Genomic DNA, 21,920 nt, shown 5'->3' on the forward strand with positions numbered 1-21,920 from the left:
GTCAGAACTCCACGCCGGATTGCGCCGGTCGGCCCTGTTGCAGGCCGTGCTTGACGCAGCGCATTTCGGTCACGGTATCGGCCAGCGCGATAAGTGCTTCCGTTGCATGGCGGCCGGTCAGGGCCAGGCGTAGCCGTGCCGGTGCCTGTTGCAGCAGTTCGGTCACGGATGTCTCCTCCAGCAGTCCGGCGGCGATGGCGCCGCAGATCTCGTCCAGAACCACCAGATCGTAGTTGTCGGACAGGACGGCATCACGGGCCAATGCCCATCCTTCTAAGGCAACTCGTTGATGCTCATTAAAACGCGGGTCGTCGCGGCGTTTCGGTACGAAACCCAACCCGCGGCGTACGAATTCTACCCCCGGGAGTTTCTCTAAAGCGGCGATCTCGCCACTGCCGGTGTCCGATTTGAGGAATTGCACGACCTTGGTGCGCATGCCGTGACTGCTGGCTCGCAACACCATGCCCATGGCGGCAGTGGTTTTGCCTTTGCCGTCGCCGGTGAAGATGAGGATGCGTGGTTTATCGTTCATTAGGGATACCCTTTCGGTTTTAGAAACTCCCTGAGTTCTGGTGCTCAGTGCTTAGCCTTAAAATCAAACATCGGCGGGACGCGCCCCGCCAGGCGCCTTACTTTTTGTCCAAGCCCACAAAAAGTAAGCAAAAAAGGGCTTCCCCTGCGGGGGGGGCAGGTCGCGAAGGGCAGAGATAATTTGAACAGTTGAACCATTCAACACCGTCTATGGTTTCTTCGAGCTCCCCCTCGGCCGGAAGGTGAGTGGTCGTTACGAGACCTATTCCTTTTGCGAGGCGGGCGTCAAAAGGCCGTTGGGTGAAAAACTAAAACTAAGCCTCAGTCAAAACTGGAACTTGTAGGATGTGCTGAGGTACGAAGCGCATCGATTGCGAGGCTGTCAGCTGTTTCACCGGGGTTCCCTTCCTTTCGAGCGTTGGCCGCAGGCCCGCTCGATTTCTCCTTTTGCGGAACGGGCTAAGCTTGTGTTGTTGGGTAAACCCTTAAAGGCAACCCCTTTATTTCTCCGGTTGCATCCGATAGGTTTTCGCGTCCCGCAACTAATCACCAATCACTAATCACTGTTTTTTACCTCGAACCTAAAACACCATCCACCGCACCCCGATGAATGCCACCGCCGCCAGCAGCGAGGTCAGCAGCATCAGCTGCACCGCCGCTGCGATGTGCCTGGTTACCAATGGCTGACCGATATCGCCGAAGTACGGCATGTCGGTCAGCTTGCCCTGGCGGTAGACCGGGCCGCCCAGCTGAATCCCCAGGGCGCCGGCGGTGGCGGCTTCGCTCCAGCCGGAGTTGGGGCTGGGGTGGTTGCGCCAGTCGCGTAGGGCGATGCGCCAGGTGTGTTGGGGGCGCAGGCCGAGCAGGGCGGATGCGGCTACCGTGAGCGGCAGGGTCAGGCGCGCCGGCAGGTAGTTGAGCACGTCGTCGAGGCGGGCCGAGGCCCAGCCGTACTGCAGGTACCGCTCGTTTTTGTAGCCGAAGGTCGAGTCGAGGGTGCTTGCGGCCTTGTACGCCATGGCGCCGATCGGACCGAGCAGCACCGCCCAGAATAGCGGCGCGGTGACGCCGTCCACGGTGTTTTCCGCCACGCTTTCCACCGCCGCGCGTACCACCCCGGACCGGTCGAGGGGCGCGGTGTCGCGGCCGACCAGCCAGCCGACCCGCTGCCGGGCCAGCTCAAGATTGCCGAGGCGCAGGGCCTTGAGCACCTGCCAGGCATGCGCGGCCAGGTCGCGGGCAGCAATGCAGGTTGAGAGCAGCAGGATGCTCAGGGCGTCACCCGCCCAGGGGTGCAGGCGGTATGCTGCACTAAGCAGCAAGGCGGAGATTGCTGCCGTGGCGGTTACGACGATCATGGCCGTGACGATACCGGCCAGTCGCGGGTTGGCGATGCGACGGCGCAGCGGGGCTTCCAGGGCCATGGCCAATTGCCCCATGCCTTTCACCGGATGCGGCAGGCGGCGAGGGTCGCCCCACAGCAGATCGAGGCCGATGGCGGCCAGTATCTGCATCTCGAGTGTCATCGCAGCCCCATGAGACGGTAGAGGGCCGGGATGTCGATGCTCTGGCGCACGATGTCGGCCAGTCGTTCGAAGGCCGGTTCCAGGTCGTAGCAGACCTGCACCGTGCCGTAGGGTTTGAGACCCTTGCGCTGCCGCAAGCGGTCGATGAACCAGCGGCGGAAACCATCCGCATCGAACAGGCCATGCAGATAGCTGCCCCATACCAGGCCGTCGTCGCGGCAGGCACCCATAGCCTCGCCGTCGGAACCGATCAGCGCCGGCGGGATCGGGTCGCTGTGGCTCTGGCCGTGATGAATTTCGTAGCCATGGACTTTCAGTCCCGAAATGCGATGCCGTGCTTCGCTGCGGGTAAGGGTTTTGTCCTGCTCGAGGACGGTGTCGATGGGGAGCAGACCGAGGCCTGTCAACTCGGTTCCCGGGGACTCGATGCCGTGGGGATCGTCGATGGAGCGTCCGAGGATCTGATAGCCTCCGCAAATGCCGATGATTTCACAGCGACCTTCGGCAGCCAGTTGTTCCAGGCTGCGGTCAAGACCGACGGCGCGTAAAAAGGTGAGGTCACCGATGACATTCTTGCTGCCTGGAACGATAACGGCATCCGGTTGCCCCAGATCCTGGATGCGGCGTACCGTGCGTATGCGGACATCCGGCTCGATATGCAACGGTTCGATATCGGTGAAATTGGAGATGTGCGGCAGGTCAAGGACCGCGATATCCACGGCATCCTCGCTAGAGCGTGTATCGTTGAACATGCCCTCCTTGAATCCCACGGAATCCTCTTCGGGAAGGCCCAGGTCCTTCACGTAGGGGACCACACCGAGGATCGGACGACCGGTGTGCTGCAGGGTGTAATCGAGCGCATCCTTGAGCAGGTCGGCCTGGCCGCGGAAGCGATTGACGATAAATCCCGCGACCTGAGCACGTTCGCGTTCCGACAGAACCTCCATGGAGCCGACGAAGGAGGCGAACACGCCGCCGCAGTCGATGTCGCCGACCATCAGCACCGGGGCCTGGGCGAACAGGGCCATTTTCATGTTGACGATGTCGTGGGCTTTGAGATTGACCTCGGCGGGGCTGCCGGCGCCTTCAAGCACCATGGCATCGTGCTCGGAGGCCAGGGAGTCGTAGCACTCCTTGACTCGCTCGAAGGCTTCGGCCTTGTAGCGGAAATAGTCCATGACTTTCATGTTCCCCACCGGCTTGCCGCACAACACTACCTGGCTGCCCGTTTCGCTGCTCGGTTTGAGCAGGATGGGATTCATGCGTACGTCCGGATCGAGGCGGGCAGCCTGGGCTTGCACAACCTGGGCGCGACCCATTTCGCCGCCGTCGCGGGTGACGAAGGAATTGAGGGACATGTTCTGGGATTTGAAAGGGGCCACCCGGTAGCCGTCCTGCAGCATGATGCGGCACAGGGCCGCGGCCAGTACGCTTTTGCCGGCGTTGGAACTGGTGCCCTGGAACATGATCGCCGGGGTATGGCGTCGCGTGGTGACCAGGGGGGCCAGGAACAGTTCCTGGCGCAGGGCTGCCACCAGTTGCCGGTTTTCCGGTTCGGTACGTACCGCGACCCGGAAGAAGCGCCTGTCGAGTCCCTCGAAATTTTCGCAAATCCGGATCGCCAGCCCGCGCTTGATCAGGCGGTTGGCCAGGGTGCGGGCGTCCATCGATTTGCGGTCGCAACGGAGCAGCAGGAAATTCGCCTGGCCCGGATACACCGTCAGGTACGGAATTTTTTCGAGTTCATGGCGTAATGTGTCACGCAGAGCCGTGACAGCGGTACGCGATGCGTGGATGTACTCGGCATCGCGCAGGGCGGCTTCACCGACCTGTTGGGCAATGGTGTTGACGGACCAGGGGGGTTGCAGAGATTTGACTTTCCGCACCAGGGCTGGTGACGCAACAGCCAATCCGAGGCGTAACCCAGGGATAGCGAAAATTTTGGTCAGGGACAGCATGACCACGACATTGGCGGGACGGTTGATTGTGAGGCTGTCGAAATCTTCCACAAAATCCGCGAAGGCCTCGTCGACCACAAAAGTCGTGGTGGGAAAGCGACGGGCAAGCGCCCGCAGGCGTTGCGCATCAAGGCTGCGGCCGGTGGGGTTGTTGGGGTGTCCGATGGGCACGATGACAGGGCTGCCCTTCAGTTCTTCAAGGGCGGTTTCGAGTATCTCGAAATCGAACGCGAAGCCGTTGTCGGCGGTAAGCGGCAGGGTATGAACCGTCAGACCGGCGATGTCCGCGGCGGTCGCGTAATCGACGTAGCTGGGCACGGGAATCAGGGCATGACGGACCCCGAGGGCATGGGGCAACAGGTAGAACAGCTCCGTGGAACCGTTGCCTATGAGAATTTCATCTGCGTCGACACCATAGCGCCGGCAAGCGGCGTCGACCAGGGCCAGTCCTTCGGGGTCGGGGTAGTGCACCAGCGAACTGATGCTTCCGCTGATACGGGAACGCAGCCATTCGGGTGGACCGAGCGGATTGATATTGGCTGAAAAGTCGAGCAGCGATTCGGGATTCACCCCAGCTGCCATGGCCAGTTGTCGCAGGTGGCCACCGTGGCGCCAGTTGCCGGATTCCGTCATGGTTTCATATCCTTTATGGTTTCTCAAGTACCGCCGACCGTGCCAAGCGCTGCCGCTACCAGGGCGGGAATGAACTCCACCAGTTCGCAGGTTGCACCGAGGGTGTCGCCGGTAAAGCCGCCTATCTTTTTTTTGCTGTAAGCCGCCAGCAGCAGGGTGCCCGCCAGGGCTGCCATGGCCGCTATCAGACCCGTATAGCTTTGCAGAAGCCAGCCGCCGGCCATCAGAGCTGTTGCGGCCAGCAGGGCCTGTATCCCGTCGGTGCTGAAGACCCCGGCCAGACCACCGGTGGTGCGTGCATAGGGGAGGGCCGTAAGGCTTACCGTCAGGGATGCGCGTCCCGCCAGAGGCATGAGGACCAGAGTGGAGGTGCGCAGTGGCTCAGGAACCGCGGCCAGGGTTACGGTTTTCAGCAGCAGCAGGCCGCAGATGGCCATAATGCCCATGGGGCCGCTGCGGCTGTCGCGCATGATTTCAAGCATGCGTTCGCGGCCGCGACTACTGAAAAAACCGTCGGCTGTGTCGGCCAGGCCGTCCATGTGCAATCCTCCGGATGCCGCCAGCATCATCAGGACACTGAAGGCGCTGACCACCGTCGGCGGCAGAAAAAGTCCCAGACCGAAATCGAACAGGGCGACGACTCCGCCGATCATGGCTCCGACCAGGGGGAACCAGATCGGACTGCGGCCCAGGTCGCATTCGTTTCCGTGACAGCGGGCCGGTAGCGGCAGAATGGTGAGAAAGCCGAGGGCGGCGAACAGGCTTTTCATGGGTTGTTATTTCCCCTGGCTGACGGCGGCTTCATCAAAGGTTGCCATTTCGGTAAGAAGGCGCTTGGCACCTTCCACCAGGTTCATGGCCAGGGCTGCGCCGGTTCCCTCACCGAGGCGGAAATCAAGGTCCAGCAGCGGTTTTTTACCCAGCCGGGCCAGCGCCAGTTGGTGCCCCTGTTCGATGCTATGGTGTGCGGCGATCATGTAGTCCACCGATGCCGGCGCCAGGGACTGCGCCAGCAGGGCGGCGGCAGTGCTGATGAATCCATCGATGATGATCGGTTTTCGCAGGGCCGCGGCCCCCAGGATCAACCCGGCCAGTCCGCCGATTTCGAAACCGCCGACTTTGGCCAGCACGTCAAGACCGTCATGGGGGTCGGGCAGGTTGGTTTGTAGTGCGCGTTCGATGACGCTCACCTTGTGTTTGCGCCGGTTATCGTCGATACCGGTGCCGCAACCGGTCGCCTGGTCCGCTGTGGCATCGGCCAGCAGCGCCACGATGGCACTGCTCGGAGTGGTGTTGGCGATGCCCATTTCGCCGGTGCCGAACAGATCGGCTTCGCCGGCAAAGGTGTTCGCGATTTCGATACCGGCCTCCAGGCTGCGTACTGCCTGCTCTCGGGTCATGGCAGCTCCCAGCGCCATATTCGCTGTGCCGGGGGCGATGCGCCTGGAGAGGATCTGGCCGCTGTCGACGAGGTCCGAAAGGTCGCAGGCCGCCCCCATATCCACCACCTGCACCCGTGCATTGGCGACCCGTGCCAGTGTGCTGATACCCGCGCCGCCATTGGCGATGTTGGCGACCATCTGGCCGGTGACTTCCTGGGGAAAAGCGCTGACGCCTTCGGCCGCCACCCCATGATCGCCCGCCATGGTCACGATCAGGCGCCGATCCACCGGCGGCTGCAGGGAGCCGGTCATGCCCGCCAGGTCGAGGGCCAAATCGAGCAGCCGGCCCAGAGCCCAGTGCGGCATGGTCAGGCGGTCGAGGCGGTCTTTGGCCTGGCGGCGAATATTTTCATCTTGAGGCTTGATCCGGGCGACGGTGGTATGGAGCAGATTCATGACATGTTCTCCTGTTTCAGATGCAATGGCAGGCCGCAGGCCACCAGCGTTACTTGTTGGGCGCTGGCGGCCAGCAGCTGGTTGCAGCGCCCGAGAAGATCCCGGAACAAACGGGTTTCGCGATTCTCCGGGACGATGCCCAGGCCGACTTCGCCGCTGACGAAAATGACGGTGCCGGGATGTCGCTGTACCGCCTCGGTCAGAGCCTGACAGCGCAACTGCACATCGTCTTCCGACAGCGATTGATTTTTGCCGGCGGCCTGGTACATGAGGTTGTTGATCCACAAGGTCAGGCAGTCGACCAGTACCGTGGGGAAGTTTTGCGCCTGCGCCAGGGCGGCGGGCAGATCCAGCGGCTCTTCTATGGTCTGCCAGGCATGCCGGGCACGTGCTTTCTGGTGTTTGGCGATGCGTTCGGCCATCTCCGGGTCGGTGACGGGACAGGTCGCCACATAGGCGTGCGGACCGGGCAGGGCTTCGGCCAGGTTTTGGGCGAAGGCGCTTTTACCACTGCGGGCGCCTCCGGTGATCAGGATCATGCGGCTCATGACGGCAACTCTCCGAGGTGACCGAGGTCGTTGAGGCGCACCAGTACTCCCTGGTCGCCGAACAGACGCACTGCGGAAACGGATGCGGGCTCGACCTCGAATAACAGGTAATGTTTGGCCGGCAGACCCAGCCATTGGCAGATCAAGGCCCGTATGACGCCACCGTGGGCAAAGATCGCAAGCGGTGCGGACTGCGATGCGGCGGTGCGAGCGATACGCTCCGCCGCCTGTTGGATGCGTTGTAAGAAGTCGGCGTAAGTTTCGCCTTCCGGGAACCGGAAGTCAGGCTTCAGACGTGCCCAGCAATCGACCTCGGCAGGAAAATCACGAGATATTTCACTAAAGGAAAGACCTTCCCATCGGCCGAAATCGATCTCACGCAGATCCTCGTCCTGGCGACAGAGTAAATCGAGTTTGGAATGTCCGACGGTTTCCCGCACCCGCAGCATGGGGCTGCAGAAGGCTTCCTTGCAGGATTTTAATTCACTACACTGGCCCAGTGCCGCGGACTGCCGCTGACCAAGGGAACTGAGAGGTACATCCTGACGACCGACAAAACGACCTTTGAGGGCCTCGCCCGTATCGCCGTGGCGGATGAGATAAACCTGGGCGCCGTTCATGCTGCAATCCCTTCCATGAGTCTGCTCAGTAAGGTAAAGGTGGTTTCCTGGTCTGTCGCGTCGATATACTTGCCACCCGGACGAGGCTCGAACCACTGCATGCTGGAAAATGCCGAGACGACCTCCCCGACCACGATCAGTCCGGGACCCTCGTTGCCGTCGGCTGCTCGTTCAACATCTTCGACAATGGTGGCCAAGGTGCCGATAAAACGCTTTTGGCGACAGGTGGTACCGTCGGTAATCAGGGCTACGGGGGTGGCGGCCGGCCGCCCCTGACGCACCAACTGGTCGGCTATGGTGGCAAGCATGGTTTTACCCATTAGAAGGATCAGGGTGTCAGGGCCCTGGGCCATGCGGCGCCATTGTTCTTCGCTCAGATCGGCACCGCCTTTTTTGTGGATGGTGTAGACTCCGAAGGACGAGCCGTATTCGCGGTCGGTGATGGGGATGCCGGCATAAGCTGGTACGGAGGCCACGCAACTGACTCCAGGGACTATTTGGAAAGGGATGCCGGCCTCAAATAAAGCCCGTGCTTCCTCGCCGCCACGCCCGAAAATGGTTGGGTCGCCGCCTTTAAGTCGGGCTACGTTGCGACCTTGGTGGGCCAGTTCGAGCATCAGGCGGATAGTGTTTTCCTGAGTGGATTTGCAGTTGCCCTTGCGTTTGCCGACGTCGATTTTTTCGGCCTGCGGTGCGTACCGTGATACCAGCAACGGGTTGGCGATAGCATCGAACAGCACCACGTCGGCATCTTGCAGGCAGGCAGCCCCTTTGACGGTGAGCAAACCGGGATCTCCAGGGCCGGCCCCGATCAGGGAAACCTTTCCGGGTGAGACATGCAGGCCCCGGTTGGCAACGTTTGCCACCGGGAGTGTGTCGTTTGCAGAACAAGCGGGTAGTGAAGTTTTCAATCCCGGAAGAATGATGTCTCCCGATGCGGGCAGATCGCCACGCATGATCAGTACCCCGGCGGCGCGAGCATCATCGGCGACCTGCCCGTTGACGGCAGGATTGTCGGCATCGGTTATAACCAGGAAGACGCCGTCGAGATCCTCACGCCGGTAGAGGCGTTGTCGCATTTCAATAGTATCCGGCAAGGGCCCGACTTGCGATAAGGTGACCTGTGGGTCGACATGGCGCAGGTGGGCATTGTGTTCGGCAAGCTTGGGGATGAGGGCGTGAACCAGGGGGCCGTTGCCGACCAGCAGGCAAAGCCTTCCTTCAATGGCTAGTTGAATCGGCAGGTGCATGGGTAACCTCTCCGCAAAAAAAAATCCCCGAAGCTTTAAGCTTCGGGGATATCGTTTTTTATCCGCCTGGTACGGTTTGCGCACGAGCAGAATTGCCAGACCTCAATCCTCGAAGGTCATAAACAGCACGTGGGCAGGACAGGCAGGTCTTCTGGCTTCCGGGTCATATCTCCGGCCACGCCTTCCCTTCCGTGTTTACGAAAAGTGGCATCGTGTGGCCATTGTCACCGGTTACAGCGGCGGGACCGCGACGGATTTACACCGTCTTCCCTGTTAGGCTTTTGGAGCACCTGTCCTTGAGCAAATTGTGTGGTGCGAGATCGGGGTTTCGGAAGGGCGTGCGCATATCGCCGAGCAAGCCATACTGTGTGTCCCGATATCTGAATTGAGTTTTAACAGATATCCGAACCTAATGCCATCCCCCAAATGGGGGGATTTCATGATGGCTCAGAGGGGGGAGTTGCCTGCGGGGCATGTCGCAGGCGTAAGTGCCAGGCCAGCGGCAGAGTGAATTTGGAAAAAGCGGTCAGCAAGGTTCCGCTCAGCACGATGGTCCACATGACCCCGGCATCGAGACGGTCCCGGAACAGGCCGGTGATCAGGGTTGTGCCCCATAGCAGGATTAAGCCGAGCATAAGCTGAATGTTTTGGCTCATGGCGTGGATACCCCAGAAGTTTTCGGAAATGCGGCTCAGGTTGCCATGGCGTAGTTTGATTTCAATGAGTTTAAACCAGATGCGTCCTTCTGCGACCTGGGCTGAACCGTCGAAAATATGATGCAGCAGATAAAGCACAATGAGCAGATATCTGCTGAATCCTCCGCTATCGAAGCAGGTCGTAAAAAACGGTGGATAACATAATACCAGCATCAGCGCGCCCAACGCTTGGCCGATGCCAACCAGGGTTACGCCGCCGATGAGTTTTTGAAGTTGCCGGTTCTTATCCGTAAATCGTTCCAGATGGTCGACAAATGAGGAGACTTTTACGCTGCTGACAAAGGTGATACCGGGGTAGATGTATTTGGTCATGACTCCCAGTACGGCGGCAACTTTATACTCGGTCTGGGCCATACTGAACATGGTGTATAAGACAGCCCCCTCAAGAATGCTTTTGCCGACAGTGTACATGAGATTACCGGTTTCACCGAAACGGTAGAAGCGGCTGATGACCAGTGCATGGGCCCATAAATGGGTTTTGTGGATGACATCGTGAATCAGGCCGGGGCGTTTGTCCTCGGGAGGTGGTCCGGTCTCCGATGGGGGTACGGGAGGAAGAATAAGGTTCATGAGACCGTTTCTTTCTTTGCCCGGAGTCTACGTTTATCCGGTAGGGTGACATACTGTTCGGGCTATCGGTTGGTGCCAAAAAGGCGTAACGGCGATAAGCTGTCCGTTACGCCTTTCTGATCAGGGTTGATACGGGTTCGGTACGCCGGAAAGATACCGGCGTACCGAAAAGGTTACATGGATTGCAGCAGCCTTACGGTTTGGCGGGCCGCTTTGCGGGGGTCAAGACCGGTATTGGAAATACCGGAGATAACCTTGGTCACATCATGGTCGACGGTGCCGGCGGCCCAGGTGGCCGGAGCAACGCGAGTCATGTAGACCGAGTAGGCATGGTGACCGCTACCCGGGCGTTCGCCGATGATGTGGATAATGGCTTTGGGTGTACTGGCCGGATCTTTGAACAGGATGTCGCCGGCCTGGTAACCGGCGCGCACGCGGCCGCTGGTAACCACGATATTTTCCTTGGCCACGGTCCAGCCGGCTTTGGCCATTTCAGACTTTAGCTCGTCCATGAAAGGCATGAGGTGATCTTCGTCCATGAGAGCCTTGGCGTTCAAGCCGTCGGAAAGGACGATCTGTACGTCCGGAGCCTTGCCACCCCAGGCGGCCCGCAGTTTTTCGAGAGTGGCGACGGCGGCGTCACTGAATTCTTCGCCGGTGCTCGGGTGAGCAACATAGTCTTCCCGGTCGGCTGATTTGGTCTGGACCGTCACGGCGTTGGGGATGGAGGCGATGAACTCGGGGGTGAATTCGGCCCACAGGCTGATCTTGGCGTCATCATAAAGGTCGTGGATCGCCTTGTTGGTTTTCGGTTCCAGATCCCAGATGTTTTCGCCATAGCCGATGGCCAAAGGTACTCCGCGAGCCTGAATTTCATCCACCTTTTTCTGACCTTCGGCGTAGATTTCCTTCATGCTGCGGGTGTCGCCTTTGGCCAGCTGGTATTTGTAGTAGACCCAGATCGGGTCGCCGAAATGCTCGGTCGGTTTGCCATTGGCGTCGATGATCTCGATCTTCTTAAAGAAATTCCACATGTCGTCATTGATCTTGTATCCGAATTTCTCGCGCATGCGGACATGGTCCTGATAGGCGGTGGTCAGGTAGCTGAGCATGGGATCGTTTTTGGTCGGCAGGGCCATCAGATAACCGGGGTTGGCCGGAGCGATCTGGTCCTGGCACCAGTCGAGATCATCGAGGGTGACGGGCATGTGCAGGGTCGAGCAGATGTCGAGACCGATGATCAGGCCGTGCAGCTTGCCCATGGCAATGTCTTCGAGGCAGCAACGCACCAGCTGCTCACGGGTTTTAAAAATTTCGGGGCCGATAAAACCGGCCACGTCATTGACATGGCACCAGGCGCCCTGACCATCGGTCTGGGCGGCGGCTACCTGCTGTTTGAGAGCGCGGGCGAAGCCGTACTTGCGCGATTCATGTACGACCATGTCGAAGCCCTTGCCGTGACCGTTGGTGAAGTCGGCGCCCTGGCCGGTTTCATGATAGAGGCCGTACTTGCCGGTACGCATCCTGGCATAGTCCATCATTTTCTGCAAAGTCAGGTCGAAGGTCTTGTTAGCATCGACTACGCCGGCAAGACTCTGGAACCAGATGGCGGTGGAACCGGGGTTGTTTTTTTCGACTTCGGCCTGGACGTCGATATGCGAAAGCACGCACCAGGGGTTGTATTTATCGACATCGAAGGTCTGCATGACGTCACGCAGGGCCAGTTCGATGTTTTCGATGTTGGCCGCTTCGCTGTCGACGGGGTTGGTTCCGACGACCAGATCACCGACGGCATAAGCATAGGCGTCGAAGACCTGCCAGACGATATCGTCGGCATTGTCGGTCGGTGAGTTGGGTTGGATGCGCGCGCTCAGATAGCCTTTGGCACCGATATTGGAGCCAGGTAGGGGGTTGAAGACGGTCTGGCCGATGCGCGTCAGTTCATCGTTAGACATCATCTTTACGACGTTGCCGATGATGTCGCTGTGCAGGCCGTACATGATCCCCTTGATCTGGGATTCAGATTTGGTCAGGAGAAAATCTTTCAGTTCGCCCAAGGTCCAGTCTTTGACTTTGTTGTACTGGGCCATATCGGTGGTGTTCGTGATGAGGTCGTACTGGGCATCCACAAACAGTGGCTTGGCCATCAAATCCTTGATTTTGGTGTTGGCCAGAAGTTTGCGGGCGTTCTCGCGGCTGGCGTCGTCATCCGCTGCCACGCCGATGGCCTCATCCCCTTCTTTGAAGGAGTTGGCCGCGCCGAGCACTTGTTGGTAGAGGGGCTGATCAAATTGTCCTTTGACCCGTGTTACGTAGGCGAACACATCCTCGCCCGGCTTGACGTCGCGGATGGCGACAGCCCCGGCCAGGCTTGCTACAAAGGTCAAAGCCAGGCCAAACGTGATGCCGTACAAAAATTTGGATCTGAGTCGCATGTGACACCTCCACTTTTCGGGTGAACCACAGGGCCCGGGCCCGTTTTTTTCGGGGAGCCCTGTGTGTCAAGTTTTTGTACACGGATTGTCTGTTGGAGATGATGCAGATTTCTATTCCCTGTGTTTTTTCGCCTCCTCCCACATGTCGTTGAATGCTTTTTCCGTTTCCTCGGTCATGACCCTCCACAAGGCAACACTTTTGAAGTAATTTTCATCCCCGACATGGAACATGGCTTGTTCCTTGGCGTCGAGCAGTTCGCCGACATCGGCAATGACCGGGGACACTCCCTGGGATTTGACCACGTCAGCCTGTCGGGCCGGGTCCAACATGAAGTTGATCCACTCCTCGGCTAAAGTCTTGGTCATATCCTCGGCTCCAGCACCGACGTACCAGCAGTCGATCCAGGCCGTCCCGCCTTCCTTGGGACTGGCCAACAGCCAGTTGCCGCCTTTAAGATTGGCTTGCTGGGCGGCAAATCCCCAGGTGGTGGCTAGCGATAATTCGGGGAACTCATCCGGATTGGCGGCACCATCCCAGAGGCTCTTGGCGTTTTTGGCCAGAACGTTGAGTTGCTGCTGAACTTTATCCCGGTCGAGGTTCCCGATATCGAAGATATCCGCATAGTCGTAGCCGAGGGCCAGTGCAGTGATCCAGACGTTGACCTTGGGGAAGTTGTTGTTGATGGTGTACTTGCCGGCGTAACGGGGCTCCCATAGGATATTCCAGGTAGCTGGAGTAGTGCCGATCACATCCGTGTTGTAGGCCAGGCCGTAAGGACCGCAATTGTACGGTACGCCGTAACGCTTACCAGCGAATATGGGCGTGGTATCGTCACGGAATACCGGCATCATGTTCTTGAGATTGGGAATGTTGTTGATATCCACCGGCTGAAGATAAGGGGTCTGCTCGTCATAGGCATAAAAACGCGGGATTTTTGGCAGTTCGATGGGTGGTGAGATCAGATCCGCCGTATTGTTTTTCACCGCCATGAAAAACTCGTCCTGGTCGGTGGGATTGGTGATCTGGACCTCAACGTCGACCTTGTACTTTTCCTTGACCAGTTTCTGGAAATCGGCCACATAGGGTTTGGCATAGCCGCCCCAGCATGTGATGCGCAAGGTTTCTTTCTTGGCTTTGCTGCAGCCCGGAGCCAATGCCAGGCCTATGGCGACCAGGCCCAGGATGCCGAAAAGCGATACTCCCCAGAATGCTCTTCTCATAAGTAATCCTCCTGCCGTTTCGGTGTGCGGGGTTCGTCGGTTATCTTGGCTGCTTGCCTGTTGCCTGGCCGGCACTGGAAACGGGCCAGTCAAACTTTGCTGGCGGGGAGATTTTTCTCCCCGCCAGATTCATTGGGTTTGTTTTATAAGGTGCCTTAGAAAACGAAAGTCAGGTTAATGGCTCCGGCTGTTTCAGTGTCGATACTAGCCTTGGCGGCGCTGCTGATGCCCGAAGAAAAAATGATGGTCGGACTGATGGTCAGCTGGTCGGTCAGGGCGTAATCGAGGCTGGCACTGAGTTCGTAGTTGTGGAACCCGCCGAAATCACCAACTGCGTAATCGGTATGCTGATTGTAAGCTACGAGGGCGCCAAGATTCAGAGCGGTATTGGGTACCCATTGGCCGAGATCGAAACTGTGGCTGATGTCCAAGGTGTAGTAGAGGCCATCTTCTTCAGCTGCGTCCCAGTCCCACCAGATTGTGAAGGTTGGAGAGAGAAGAGTATTGAGGGTGGCATGAATGAATAACTCGTTGGTATCTTCACCCTCGATCATGTACCAGATATCCCCAACCGACATCGAAACCATGTCGCCCAGATCAAAGGCGTAGGTAAGAATGACATCGGTTTCGTTGAGCTCTCCCGAGTCCCAATTGGGACCGCCTGTCAACTGCCAGTTGTGCCAGGTGCTGAGCGTCCAGCCGCTGGCGAGGCTCAGGTCGATGCCGCCCTGAATCGTCGGGCGGGAATCACTGAGGTTGAAACCACGCCACATGTACTTATCCCACAATCCGACATAGGCATCGCCCTCGACCTCGATCTTGGCTTGGGCTGTTGATGCCAGACCTGCACATAATACGAACATCGCGAGAAACAACACGCTCCACTTTTTCATTGTTTTTACCTCCATGTTCAGCATAAAAGGTTGCCCAGACTGCCGGGAACCTTCCCGGTGCTGCGCAACCGCGTGAAGAACGTCTCTACCCTCCGTGGGACGCCAAGATAAATTGGCTGAGGTCAACGTACATGCGATACGAACAGGTGGGACATAAAACAACGACAATGTTATGCGTGAAACAGAAACCTTAAACAGTGCATGGGAGTAATCCGCATGCCGGTGTGTGGAAATTACAATGCCGGAAGCCCTTCATCCATCGGGCTCAGCATTGTGGCTACAATGAAAAAGTAACACAGAGTTGGCGGGTTGCAAGATCGGATAGGTATTGAAAAGCGGAGAAAAAGCAGAAAATATGAACTGTAAGGTCTTTTGAGAAAACCAGGTATACGCTGGTCACAGTTCGATCTGATGTACCTGCATGGCTGCACCCGGACGGGTCAGGTAGACAAATAGCAATATCGTGCGCTGATTTTGCCGATGGGGTAGCTGGGAAAATACACAGGCAAGATGTTGAAGCTTGATACCCTGGCCTTTGATGCGATCGGTCTCGAGCCGTACCCGTTCACGCACGCGTTGTTGTTCTTCGGGATGCAGGTCGAGATCCAGAAACTCGGGAGCCTGGGCAGGTGCGATGCGTTCGACGCGGGCAAAATCGCGTGCCAGGGCCTCTTGCAACGGCTTGTGTTCAGGATCGGAATGATAGGTGCGAAGGAAATGCCAGAATTCTTCAAACAAGGCTCGCTGAGACAGCAAGCGGCGGAACAATCCCTGCTTGCGCCAGAAGCTTTCCAAAGCTTTCAAGGCCTTTGAAAGACTGCCGTAGAGCGCGGAGAGCAGCTCCAGAAACTCCTGCAGCCGTTCGGCGTTCCAGGTCAGATCGAGGAGCCGGCCGATACCGCGTAAACGCTCAAGCTCTTCGAAGGTCAGATCGGGAGTTTTCAGAACGCCGTAAGGCGGGTGGGGATCAAAACGCAGACCAAGAGATGCGGCATTACGGCGCAGCGGGGCACCTGGTAGCAGTTTAACCGGTTCCAATTGCAGGTGATGGGGGCGTAGCTCCATGACCCGGTCGACCGATTCCAGGAACGATGCACTGCCTTGGCCCGGCAGGCCGGCGATGAGGTCGAGATGCAGATGGATATTGTCTGCACGCCGCAGACGCAGGACATTGGCCTCAAGTTTTTCCAGGGAGGTCTCGCGGCTGATGGCTTCCAGGGTTTTCGGCAAGGTTGATTGCACCCCGATCTCGAACTGAAAGGTATCTGGCGGCGCCTGCTCCAGCAGCGACAGGGTGGCATCGTCCAGCAGATGAGCACCGATTTCAAAGTGAAACCGGCTGGTGCGGTTGTTCTCCAGGATAAATTGGAAAATATCCCGGGCCCGTTCGGCGTCGTAATTAAAAGTACGGTCCACCAGTTTGATACAAGGCACCTCGCGTGTTATCAGGTAGAGCAGATCCGTCTGAATGCGTGGCATCGAATAGGATCGTACCCGGGTATCCAGGGCGCTCATGCAGAAGGCACAGCGGTAGGGGCAACCGCGGCTGGTTTCGAGGTAGACCAGTCCGCGCGACAGATCGACCAGGTCCAGATTGAAAGGCGAAGGGATGTCATCCAGTTCGGCCAGCAGCGGACCATCCGGGCCTGAATGCACGCGCTCGCCGTCGCGCCAACTGAGTCGCGCGATGTTTTCGGGGCTTTTTTCATGCAGCCAGGCATCGAGCAGTGCCCGCAGCGGTGTTTCCCCTTCGCCACGCACCACGGCAGCGATTCCGGGGTGGCGCGCAAACAGTTCCGGACCATCGAAGGAAACCTCCGGCCCGCCGAGAATAATCCGCAGTCCGGGACGCGCTACCGCCAGCGCATCGGCCAGTTCCAGGGTCGCGGTACGGTTCCAGATGTAGACGGAAAACGCGATCACATCGGGCTGTTCGGCCAGCAGTGCGGCAAGCACCGTTTCTTTCGGTTCATGCAGGGTATATTCGCGGATCAGCAGGGTGCGCTGCGGATGGCGGCAGTAAGCCGCCAGCAGTGGCAGAGCCAGACTGGTGTGAACGAATTTGCTATGAAGAGTGGTCAGTATAATGCGCATGGCCGTCAGCATAACCAAGGATGCTCGCGGAGAAAAGCGCAAAATCGATTTTGCGGGAATATCTGTATGCGGCGAGGCTATTCCCTCCCGCGGGCTGCCTGTGTTATGCTTGGCGATCTAAGTGGTTATTGCATCGATAAAAAAGGATTTTTAGCACATGAAACGCAACAAGACCATCCTGGCTGTGGTAGCGGATGCCTCCGGCGAAGTTTTTGAACATCCCGAACTGCTTATGGTCGGCATGAACGGCGGCCATACCAGGCTACCCCGTGCCGAGGAACTCATTCCTCTGCCGGAAGGGAGCCGCCTTTTCACCATCCCTGATACTCCGCCGGTCGGGATGGACGGAAACAACAACCGCATGGTCACCCTGCGCAAGTTGCCGCGTCATTACGGCGGCGGCAGGGCGCAAGCGGTATCTGCGTTTTTGACGCCGGGGTATACCCGGACTTTGGTGCCGGCAGCCGCCTATGGCGACAAACAGGTGCAGTTGCCCCTGTGGTCTTATACGGCGGTCGGTTGGTGTGTTGAGGAAGAGCGTTTTTATGCCGCCGCAGTGCGCGTCGATCGCAATACCCAGTGGGAACCGGATCATTTTGATGATCGCAAGCTCGATCCTCTGGTCAAGAAACTGGTGCGTGCCTATCCCGATAACCGGTTGGTTGAGCAGTTGGCCCGCTGCGCTCTGGACTATCACTGCTTTGCTGCCAAAAACCTGTTTTTCCGACGCTGGGAGGCTCCGCTGCCGACCTCGCCGGTTTGTAACGCCCGATGTCTGGGGTGCATCTCCTTGCAGGAAGCGCCCGAGTGTTGTCCTTCCAGCCAGGAGCGAATCACTTTTGTGCCGACGGTCGAGGAGCTTTGTCAGATCGCCGTGCCGCATCTGGAACAGGCGGAAAATGCCATTGTCTCCTTTGGACAAGGCTGCGAGGGCGACCCGATCCTGCAGGCGGATACCATCTGTCAGGCGGTGCGCGAAATGCGTCGTCGCACCGATTGCGGTACCATCCATTTTAATTCCAACGCTTCCGACCCCGATGCCGTCGATCGGCTGGCCCAGGCCGGCATCGATTCCATCCGGGTATCGATGAATTCGGTGCAGGAAGGCTTTTACCAGGCATACCATCGACCCTGTGGATACGGATTGGAGCAAGTTTACGAGTCGGTGCGGCGGGCCAAAAACCATGGTCTGTTTACCATGATCAATTACCTGGTTTTCCCGGGTCTCAACGATCGCGCCGAGGAAGTTCAGGCCCTGGGCGACCTGGTGGAAGCCGCCGGTGTCGATCTGATTCAGATGCGTAATTTAAGTATTGATCCGGCCTTGTACTGCCGGGCCATGAAGCTGGAGGGAGAAGGTCTTGGCATGGTCGAGATGCTCACCCGGCTGAAACAACGCATTCCGCGTTTGCAGTATGGTTATTTTAATCGCACCCGGGAGAATTTTTATCCCGAGGGATACGAGACGGACTGGCCTCTGCCGGTCTGATCCCTTCGACGGGAGGTTGGCGAACAACGAATCATGCATTTTCTGCGTCCCAAATCGTTTCTTTCTTTGGTTTTGATCGGTTTTGCCATGGTGGCTCTACCTTTTAACCTGGCCATGATCAACGCCGAGTTTTTCCTTGATCGCCTTGCGCAGCGCGGTTCCCAGGCGGTGTATCGCTCGGTGTCGGTGATTCAGGAAAGCCGCAACCTGGTCGAACAGTTGCTGGTTCTGGAACGTCGGGTACGCCAGTACCAGGTTCTGCAGGCAGGCGAACTGCTTGCCGGTATCGAGGAAAAGCACAAGGAATTCGTGGTTTCCATCGAGCATTTGGGTTCCCTGCCGCTGAAACCGGACCAATTTCAACGTTTGCAGCAGCTCGGTGAAGGGGAGCAGCTTCTCTATGCCAAGCTGCGCAGTAACGGACAATCCGAAAACAAAGACAAGGCTTTTCTTGAGGGGTTTGACGAACTGAACCGCTTGGCTCGCGGGCTTTATGATGAAAGTCAGGAGCTTATTGTCCATGAGGTCGACGCTTTGCGCGCTTCAACGACCCGTGCCCGTCGTATACTGCTCTGGTTGGCAGTGCTGCTGGTTCCGGTAACCGGTTTGTTCGCCACTTTTTTCACGCAGCGGATTACCAAGCCGATTCGCCAGATAAACCGCGGCATTTCCCGTCTCGGCGAGGGGGATTTTGTTTCCTCCATCGAGGTCGGGGGGCCGGACGATCTGCGTTTTCTCGGTACACGTCTGGACTGGTTGAGACAGCGGCTCGATGCGGCGGAGAAGGATAAAAGTAAATTTATATCCCATGTGTCCCATGAGTTGAAAACGCCCCTGGCCTCTATACGCGAAGGCACGGAATTGCTGGTCGAGGAAGAGGTGGGGCCGCTCAACGATCAGCAAAGGGAAATCGCCTGGATCCTGCGCAAAAACGGTGTGCATCTGCATAAGCTCATCGACAACCTCCTCGGTTTCAGCCGCATGCAGGCCAAAATATCCTCTTTTCACGGTATCGATGTCGATTTTTCGCGCCTGATCAAGGGGATTGTCGCTGCCCAGCGGCCTGCCATACTTAAAAAAAACCTTGATCTCAAACTTGATGTTGTAGAATTGCAACTGCACGGAGACCGTGAACGACTGCGCAACGTGGTGGACAATTTGCTGTCCAATGCCGTCAAGTACACGCCTGTCGGGGGGACCATTCAGGTTGTTCTTCGACGGGTGGACAATCAGGCGTTATTTGAAGTGGCCGATTCGGGGCCGGGGATTCCGGAAAGCGAACGGCAGAATATTTTTAAACCTTTTTATCAGGGCTCGGCGCCGATGGTGGGGCCTGTGCAGGGGACCGGCATCGGTCTGTCCATTGTCCAGGAATATGTGCGCGATCATGGCGCCGGCATCGAGGTGTTGGAAAGCTCCTTGGGGGGGGCGTGTTTTCGGGTAACATTGCCGCTTTCGAATCAGGAGGAAAAGGCATGATGCCAAAACGCTTTGCAGGCTTTACGCGAGTGGTTGCGGGATCCCTGCTGCTGGGGGCGTTGCTTGCCGGTTGCAGCAGCTTTCCCCGGGTGTGGTGGCCACGGCTGCCGAACGAGGGACTTTCCGTCGAGGCGGTTCTTGATTATTTCCATAAAGCCGATTCTTTAAGGAGCGCAACGGTTTCCAAGGAGATCCTGCGTCTGCGCCAGGTTTATCGCAGACAGCCCGATGATGAGACCCTTTTTCAGCTGGTGGCGCTGGCTATGCAGCCCGGTCGACCCGTTAGTGATCGTCAACTGGCACTGCAATTGCTGAATGATTTCCGCCAGCGTAAGAAGGGCGGCCATTCGTTGATGGTTCTGGTGTCGATATTGGACGATCAATTGGAAGAACAGTTGCAATTGGCCGGGGAGCGGGACCGGCTGCGCCAGCAGGCCCAGGAGCTGGAAGCGACCTCCCGGGAATTGCAGGACAAGTTGCGGGCCCTGGAAAACATCGAAAAGATTCTGCGCCAGCGGGAAATGTGATTTCCCCGTGGCGCTAACCTGAGGACATTGATGGAAGAGAAAAAACAGCGCCTGTTGTTGGTAGATGACGACACCGATCTGTTGCGGCTATTGTCCATTCGCCTGCGCGGTGCCGGATACGAGGTCAACATCGCGGAAAGCGGCGAGGAAGCCCTGGCCAAGATTCCGGCCGTGCGCCCCCATCTGGTGATTACCGATCTACGCATGGCGGGCATGGATGGCATGGCGTTGTTCGACGCCATTCGCACCCGCCAGGGTTCCTTGCCGGTTATCATTCTGACGGCCCATGGCTCCATCCCCGATGCCGTCGAAGCGACCCGTCGGGGGGTGTTCAGCTTTCTCACCAAGCCTTTGGACAGTAAGGCCCTGCTGGAGGAGATTCAGCGTGCGTTGCGCATAGCCGGCGGTTCCGCCGAACAGGAATCTTCGGAGGGGATGTCCTGGCGCAGCGAAATCATTACCAAAAGCCCGACGATGGAAGATCTGCTGGCCAAGGCGCGGCTGGCTGCCGAGAGTGATGCCGCGGTTTTGATCCGCGGAGAGAGCGGCACCGGCAAGGAATTGATTGCGCGTGCCATTCATCGGGCCAGCGCCCGCGCCGACAAACCCTTTGTCGCCGTCAACTGCGGCGCCATACCCGATACGCTGCTCGAATCGGAACTGTTCGGCCATACCAAAGGGGCTTTTACCGGTGCCATGAAGGATTACCCCGGTCTGTTCCGTTCCGCCGAAGGGGGCACCCTGTTTCTCGACGAAATCGGGGATATGCCTCTGCCGTTGCAGGTCAAGTTGTTGCGCGTCCTGCAGGAGAAGCAGATGCGGCCGGTCGGCTCGGTCGCTACCTGTGCCGTCGATGTGCGGATCATTTCCGCCACGCATCGCCATCTCGAAGAGGAGATCAGTGCCGACCGGTTTCGCGAGGATCTTTATTATCGCCTCAATGTCGTCTCCCTCGACTTGCCGAGCCTGGCCGAGCGACGTGAAGATATCCCCTTGCTGGCCAACCATTTTTTGCAGAAATTCGCCGCGCGGAGCGGTAAAAAAGTTACCGGGTTTGCACCCGAGGCCATGGAAGCCCTGTTGTCGGCGTCCTGGCCGGGCAATGTGCGCCAGCTGATCAACGTGGTCGAGCAGGGATTGGCCCTGACCACGACCTCCCTGATTTCGGCTTCGCTGGTTGCGGATGCCATTCACGAAAATATCGAAAGCATTCCCCCCTTCAGCGAGGCGCGACGCCAGTTCGAGCAGGACTACCTGGTGCGCCTGATGCAGCTTACCCGTGGCAATGTCGCCCATGCCGCGCGGCTGGCCGGCCGCAACCGTACGGAATTCTATAAATTGCTCGGTCGCCACCACATCGTGCCGAGTCTGTTTAAAAATGTCTAAGCGCCATCGTCGTCAAAAGGCGACGATGGCGGGCCCGCGTTTCTGCTTCAAAATCGCTGGGTTTGTTAGCATTGTCGCTAAAGATTAGATGATTTCTTTGTCCCAGTTGTCGCCATATGGCGACAAAAGTGTCGATTTTCCCACCGTTTTAACCTCTTTGCGTTTTTTCCCACTCTTTTTCGATCTTCCAAAAAAACAATCCGGTC

Annotated in this window: 17 protein-coding genes and 1 riboswitch; of the genes, 4 read left to right on the top strand and 13 right to left on the bottom strand. The window is 58.1% G+C overall.

Annotated features, from left to right (window positions below; genetic code table 11):
- Position 1: 1 nt before the first annotated feature.
- From PCAR_RS03100 to PCAR_RS03160, 13 genes are all read right to left on the bottom strand, one after another.
- A complete protein-coding gene (locus PCAR_RS03100) occupies positions 2-532 on the bottom strand; it encodes a cob(I)yrinic acid a,c-diamide adenosyltransferase (protein ID WP_011340167.1) in 531 nt (176 codons plus the stop codon).
- A 580-nt stretch (positions 533-1,112) separates the two neighbouring features.
- Entirely contained in the window at positions 1,113-2,057 is a 945-nt protein-coding gene (gene cbiB / locus PCAR_RS03105) for an adenosylcobinamide-phosphate synthase CbiB (RefSeq protein ID WP_011340168.1), read from the bottom strand.
- Complete coding sequence (locus PCAR_RS03110; RefSeq protein ID WP_011340169.1) at positions 2,054-4,648, bottom strand: cobyric acid synthase; 2,595 nt, start codon at positions 4,646-4,648, stop codon at positions 2,054-2,056. The genes cbiB and PCAR_RS03110 overlap by 4 nt, the downstream gene beginning before the upstream one ends.
- Before the next feature lie 23 nt (positions 4,649-4,671).
- Positions 4,672-5,418 (bottom strand): adenosylcobinamide-GDP ribazoletransferase, encoded by a 747-nt coding sequence (gene cobS / locus PCAR_RS03115; RefSeq protein ID WP_011340170.1) that lies wholly within the window; start codon positions 5,416-5,418, stop codon positions 4,672-4,674.
- 6 nt (positions 5,419-5,424) lie between these two features.
- Positions 5,425-6,486 (bottom strand): nicotinate-nucleotide--dimethylbenzimidazole phosphoribosyltransferase, encoded by a 1,062-nt coding sequence (gene cobT / locus PCAR_RS03120; protein WP_011340171.1) that lies wholly within the window; start codon positions 6,484-6,486, stop codon positions 5,425-5,427.
- On the bottom strand, positions 6,483-7,034 hold the full coding sequence (cobU, locus tag PCAR_RS03125) for a bifunctional adenosylcobinamide kinase/adenosylcobinamide-phosphate guanylyltransferase (protein WP_011340172.1): 552 nt from the start codon (positions 7,032-7,034) through the stop codon (positions 6,483-6,485). The genes cobT and cobU overlap by 4 nt, the downstream gene beginning before the upstream one ends.
- Positions 7,031-7,654, bottom strand: a complete 624-nt coding sequence (gene cobC, locus PCAR_RS03130; protein WP_011340173.1) for an alpha-ribazole phosphatase — start codon at positions 7,652-7,654, stop codon at positions 7,031-7,033. The genes cobU and cobC overlap by 4 nt, the downstream gene beginning before the upstream one ends.
- Positions 7,651-8,904, bottom strand: a complete 1,254-nt coding sequence (cobA, locus tag PCAR_RS17630; protein WP_011340174.1) for a uroporphyrinogen-III C-methyltransferase — start codon at positions 8,902-8,904, stop codon at positions 7,651-7,653. Before cobA ends, cobC begins: the two co-directional genes overlap by 4 nt.
- A 124-nt stretch (positions 8,905-9,028) precedes the next feature.
- Positions 9,029-9,213, bottom strand: a riboswitch (cobalamin riboswitch).
- A gap of 128 nt (positions 9,214-9,341) precedes the next feature.
- A complete protein-coding gene (locus PCAR_RS03140; protein ID WP_011340175.1) occupies positions 9,342-10,190 on the bottom strand; it encodes a hypothetical protein in 849 nt (282 codons plus the stop codon).
- 173 nt (positions 10,191-10,363) lie between these two features.
- On the bottom strand, positions 10,364-12,625 hold the full coding sequence (locus PCAR_RS03145; protein ID WP_011340176.1) for an ethanolamine ammonia-lyase: 2,262 nt from the start codon (positions 12,623-12,625) through the stop codon (positions 10,364-10,366).
- A 111-nt stretch (positions 12,626-12,736) separates the two neighbouring features.
- Positions 12,737-13,846, bottom strand: a complete 1,110-nt coding sequence (locus PCAR_RS03150; protein ID WP_011340177.1) for an ABC transporter substrate-binding protein — start codon at positions 13,844-13,846, stop codon at positions 12,737-12,739.
- 155 nt (positions 13,847-14,001) lie between these two features.
- On the bottom strand, positions 14,002-14,739 hold the full coding sequence (locus PCAR_RS03155) for a TorF family putative porin (RefSeq protein ID WP_011340178.1): 738 nt from the start codon (positions 14,737-14,739) through the stop codon (positions 14,002-14,004).
- 396 nt (positions 14,740-15,135) lie between these two features.
- The gene (locus tag PCAR_RS03160; protein WP_245523309.1) at positions 15,136-16,845 is read right to left on the bottom strand and encodes a B12-binding domain-containing radical SAM protein; all 1,710 of its coding nucleotides are present in this window, start codon (positions 16,843-16,845) and stop codon (positions 15,136-15,138) included.
- Between the two features lie 145 nt (positions 16,846-16,990).
- Between PCAR_RS03160 and PCAR_RS03165 the strand changes: the two genes are divergently transcribed.
- Genes PCAR_RS03165 through PCAR_RS03180 form a run of 4 tightly spaced genes read left to right on the top strand, consistent with a single transcriptional unit; the run spans position 16,991 to position 21,714 of the window.
- The gene (locus tag PCAR_RS03165) at positions 16,991-18,322 is read left to right on the top strand and encodes a radical SAM protein (protein WP_011340180.1); all 1,332 of its coding nucleotides are present in this window, start codon (positions 16,991-16,993) and stop codon (positions 18,320-18,322) included.
- A 33-nt stretch (positions 18,323-18,355) separates the two neighbouring features.
- Positions 18,356-19,801, top strand: coding sequence for a HAMP domain-containing sensor histidine kinase (locus PCAR_RS03170; RefSeq protein ID WP_011340181.1), 1,446 nt, complete (start codon positions 18,356-18,358; stop codon positions 19,799-19,801).
- The gene (locus PCAR_RS03175) at positions 19,798-20,328 is read left to right on the top strand and encodes a hypothetical protein (RefSeq protein WP_011340182.1); all 531 of its coding nucleotides are present in this window, start codon (positions 19,798-19,800) and stop codon (positions 20,326-20,328) included. Before PCAR_RS03170 ends, PCAR_RS03175 begins: the two co-directional genes overlap by 4 nt.
- 30 nt (positions 20,329-20,358) lie before the next feature.
- Positions 20,359-21,714, top strand: a complete 1,356-nt coding sequence (locus tag PCAR_RS03180) for a sigma 54-interacting transcriptional regulator (protein WP_011340183.1) — start codon at positions 20,359-20,361, stop codon at positions 21,712-21,714.
- Positions 21,715-21,920: the final 206 nt, after the last annotated feature.

The organism is Syntrophotalea carbinolica DSM 2380 (assembly GCF_000012885.1).
Lineage (GTDB): Bacteria > Desulfobacterota > Desulfuromonadia > Desulfuromonadales > Syntrophotaleaceae > Syntrophotalea > Syntrophotalea carbinolica.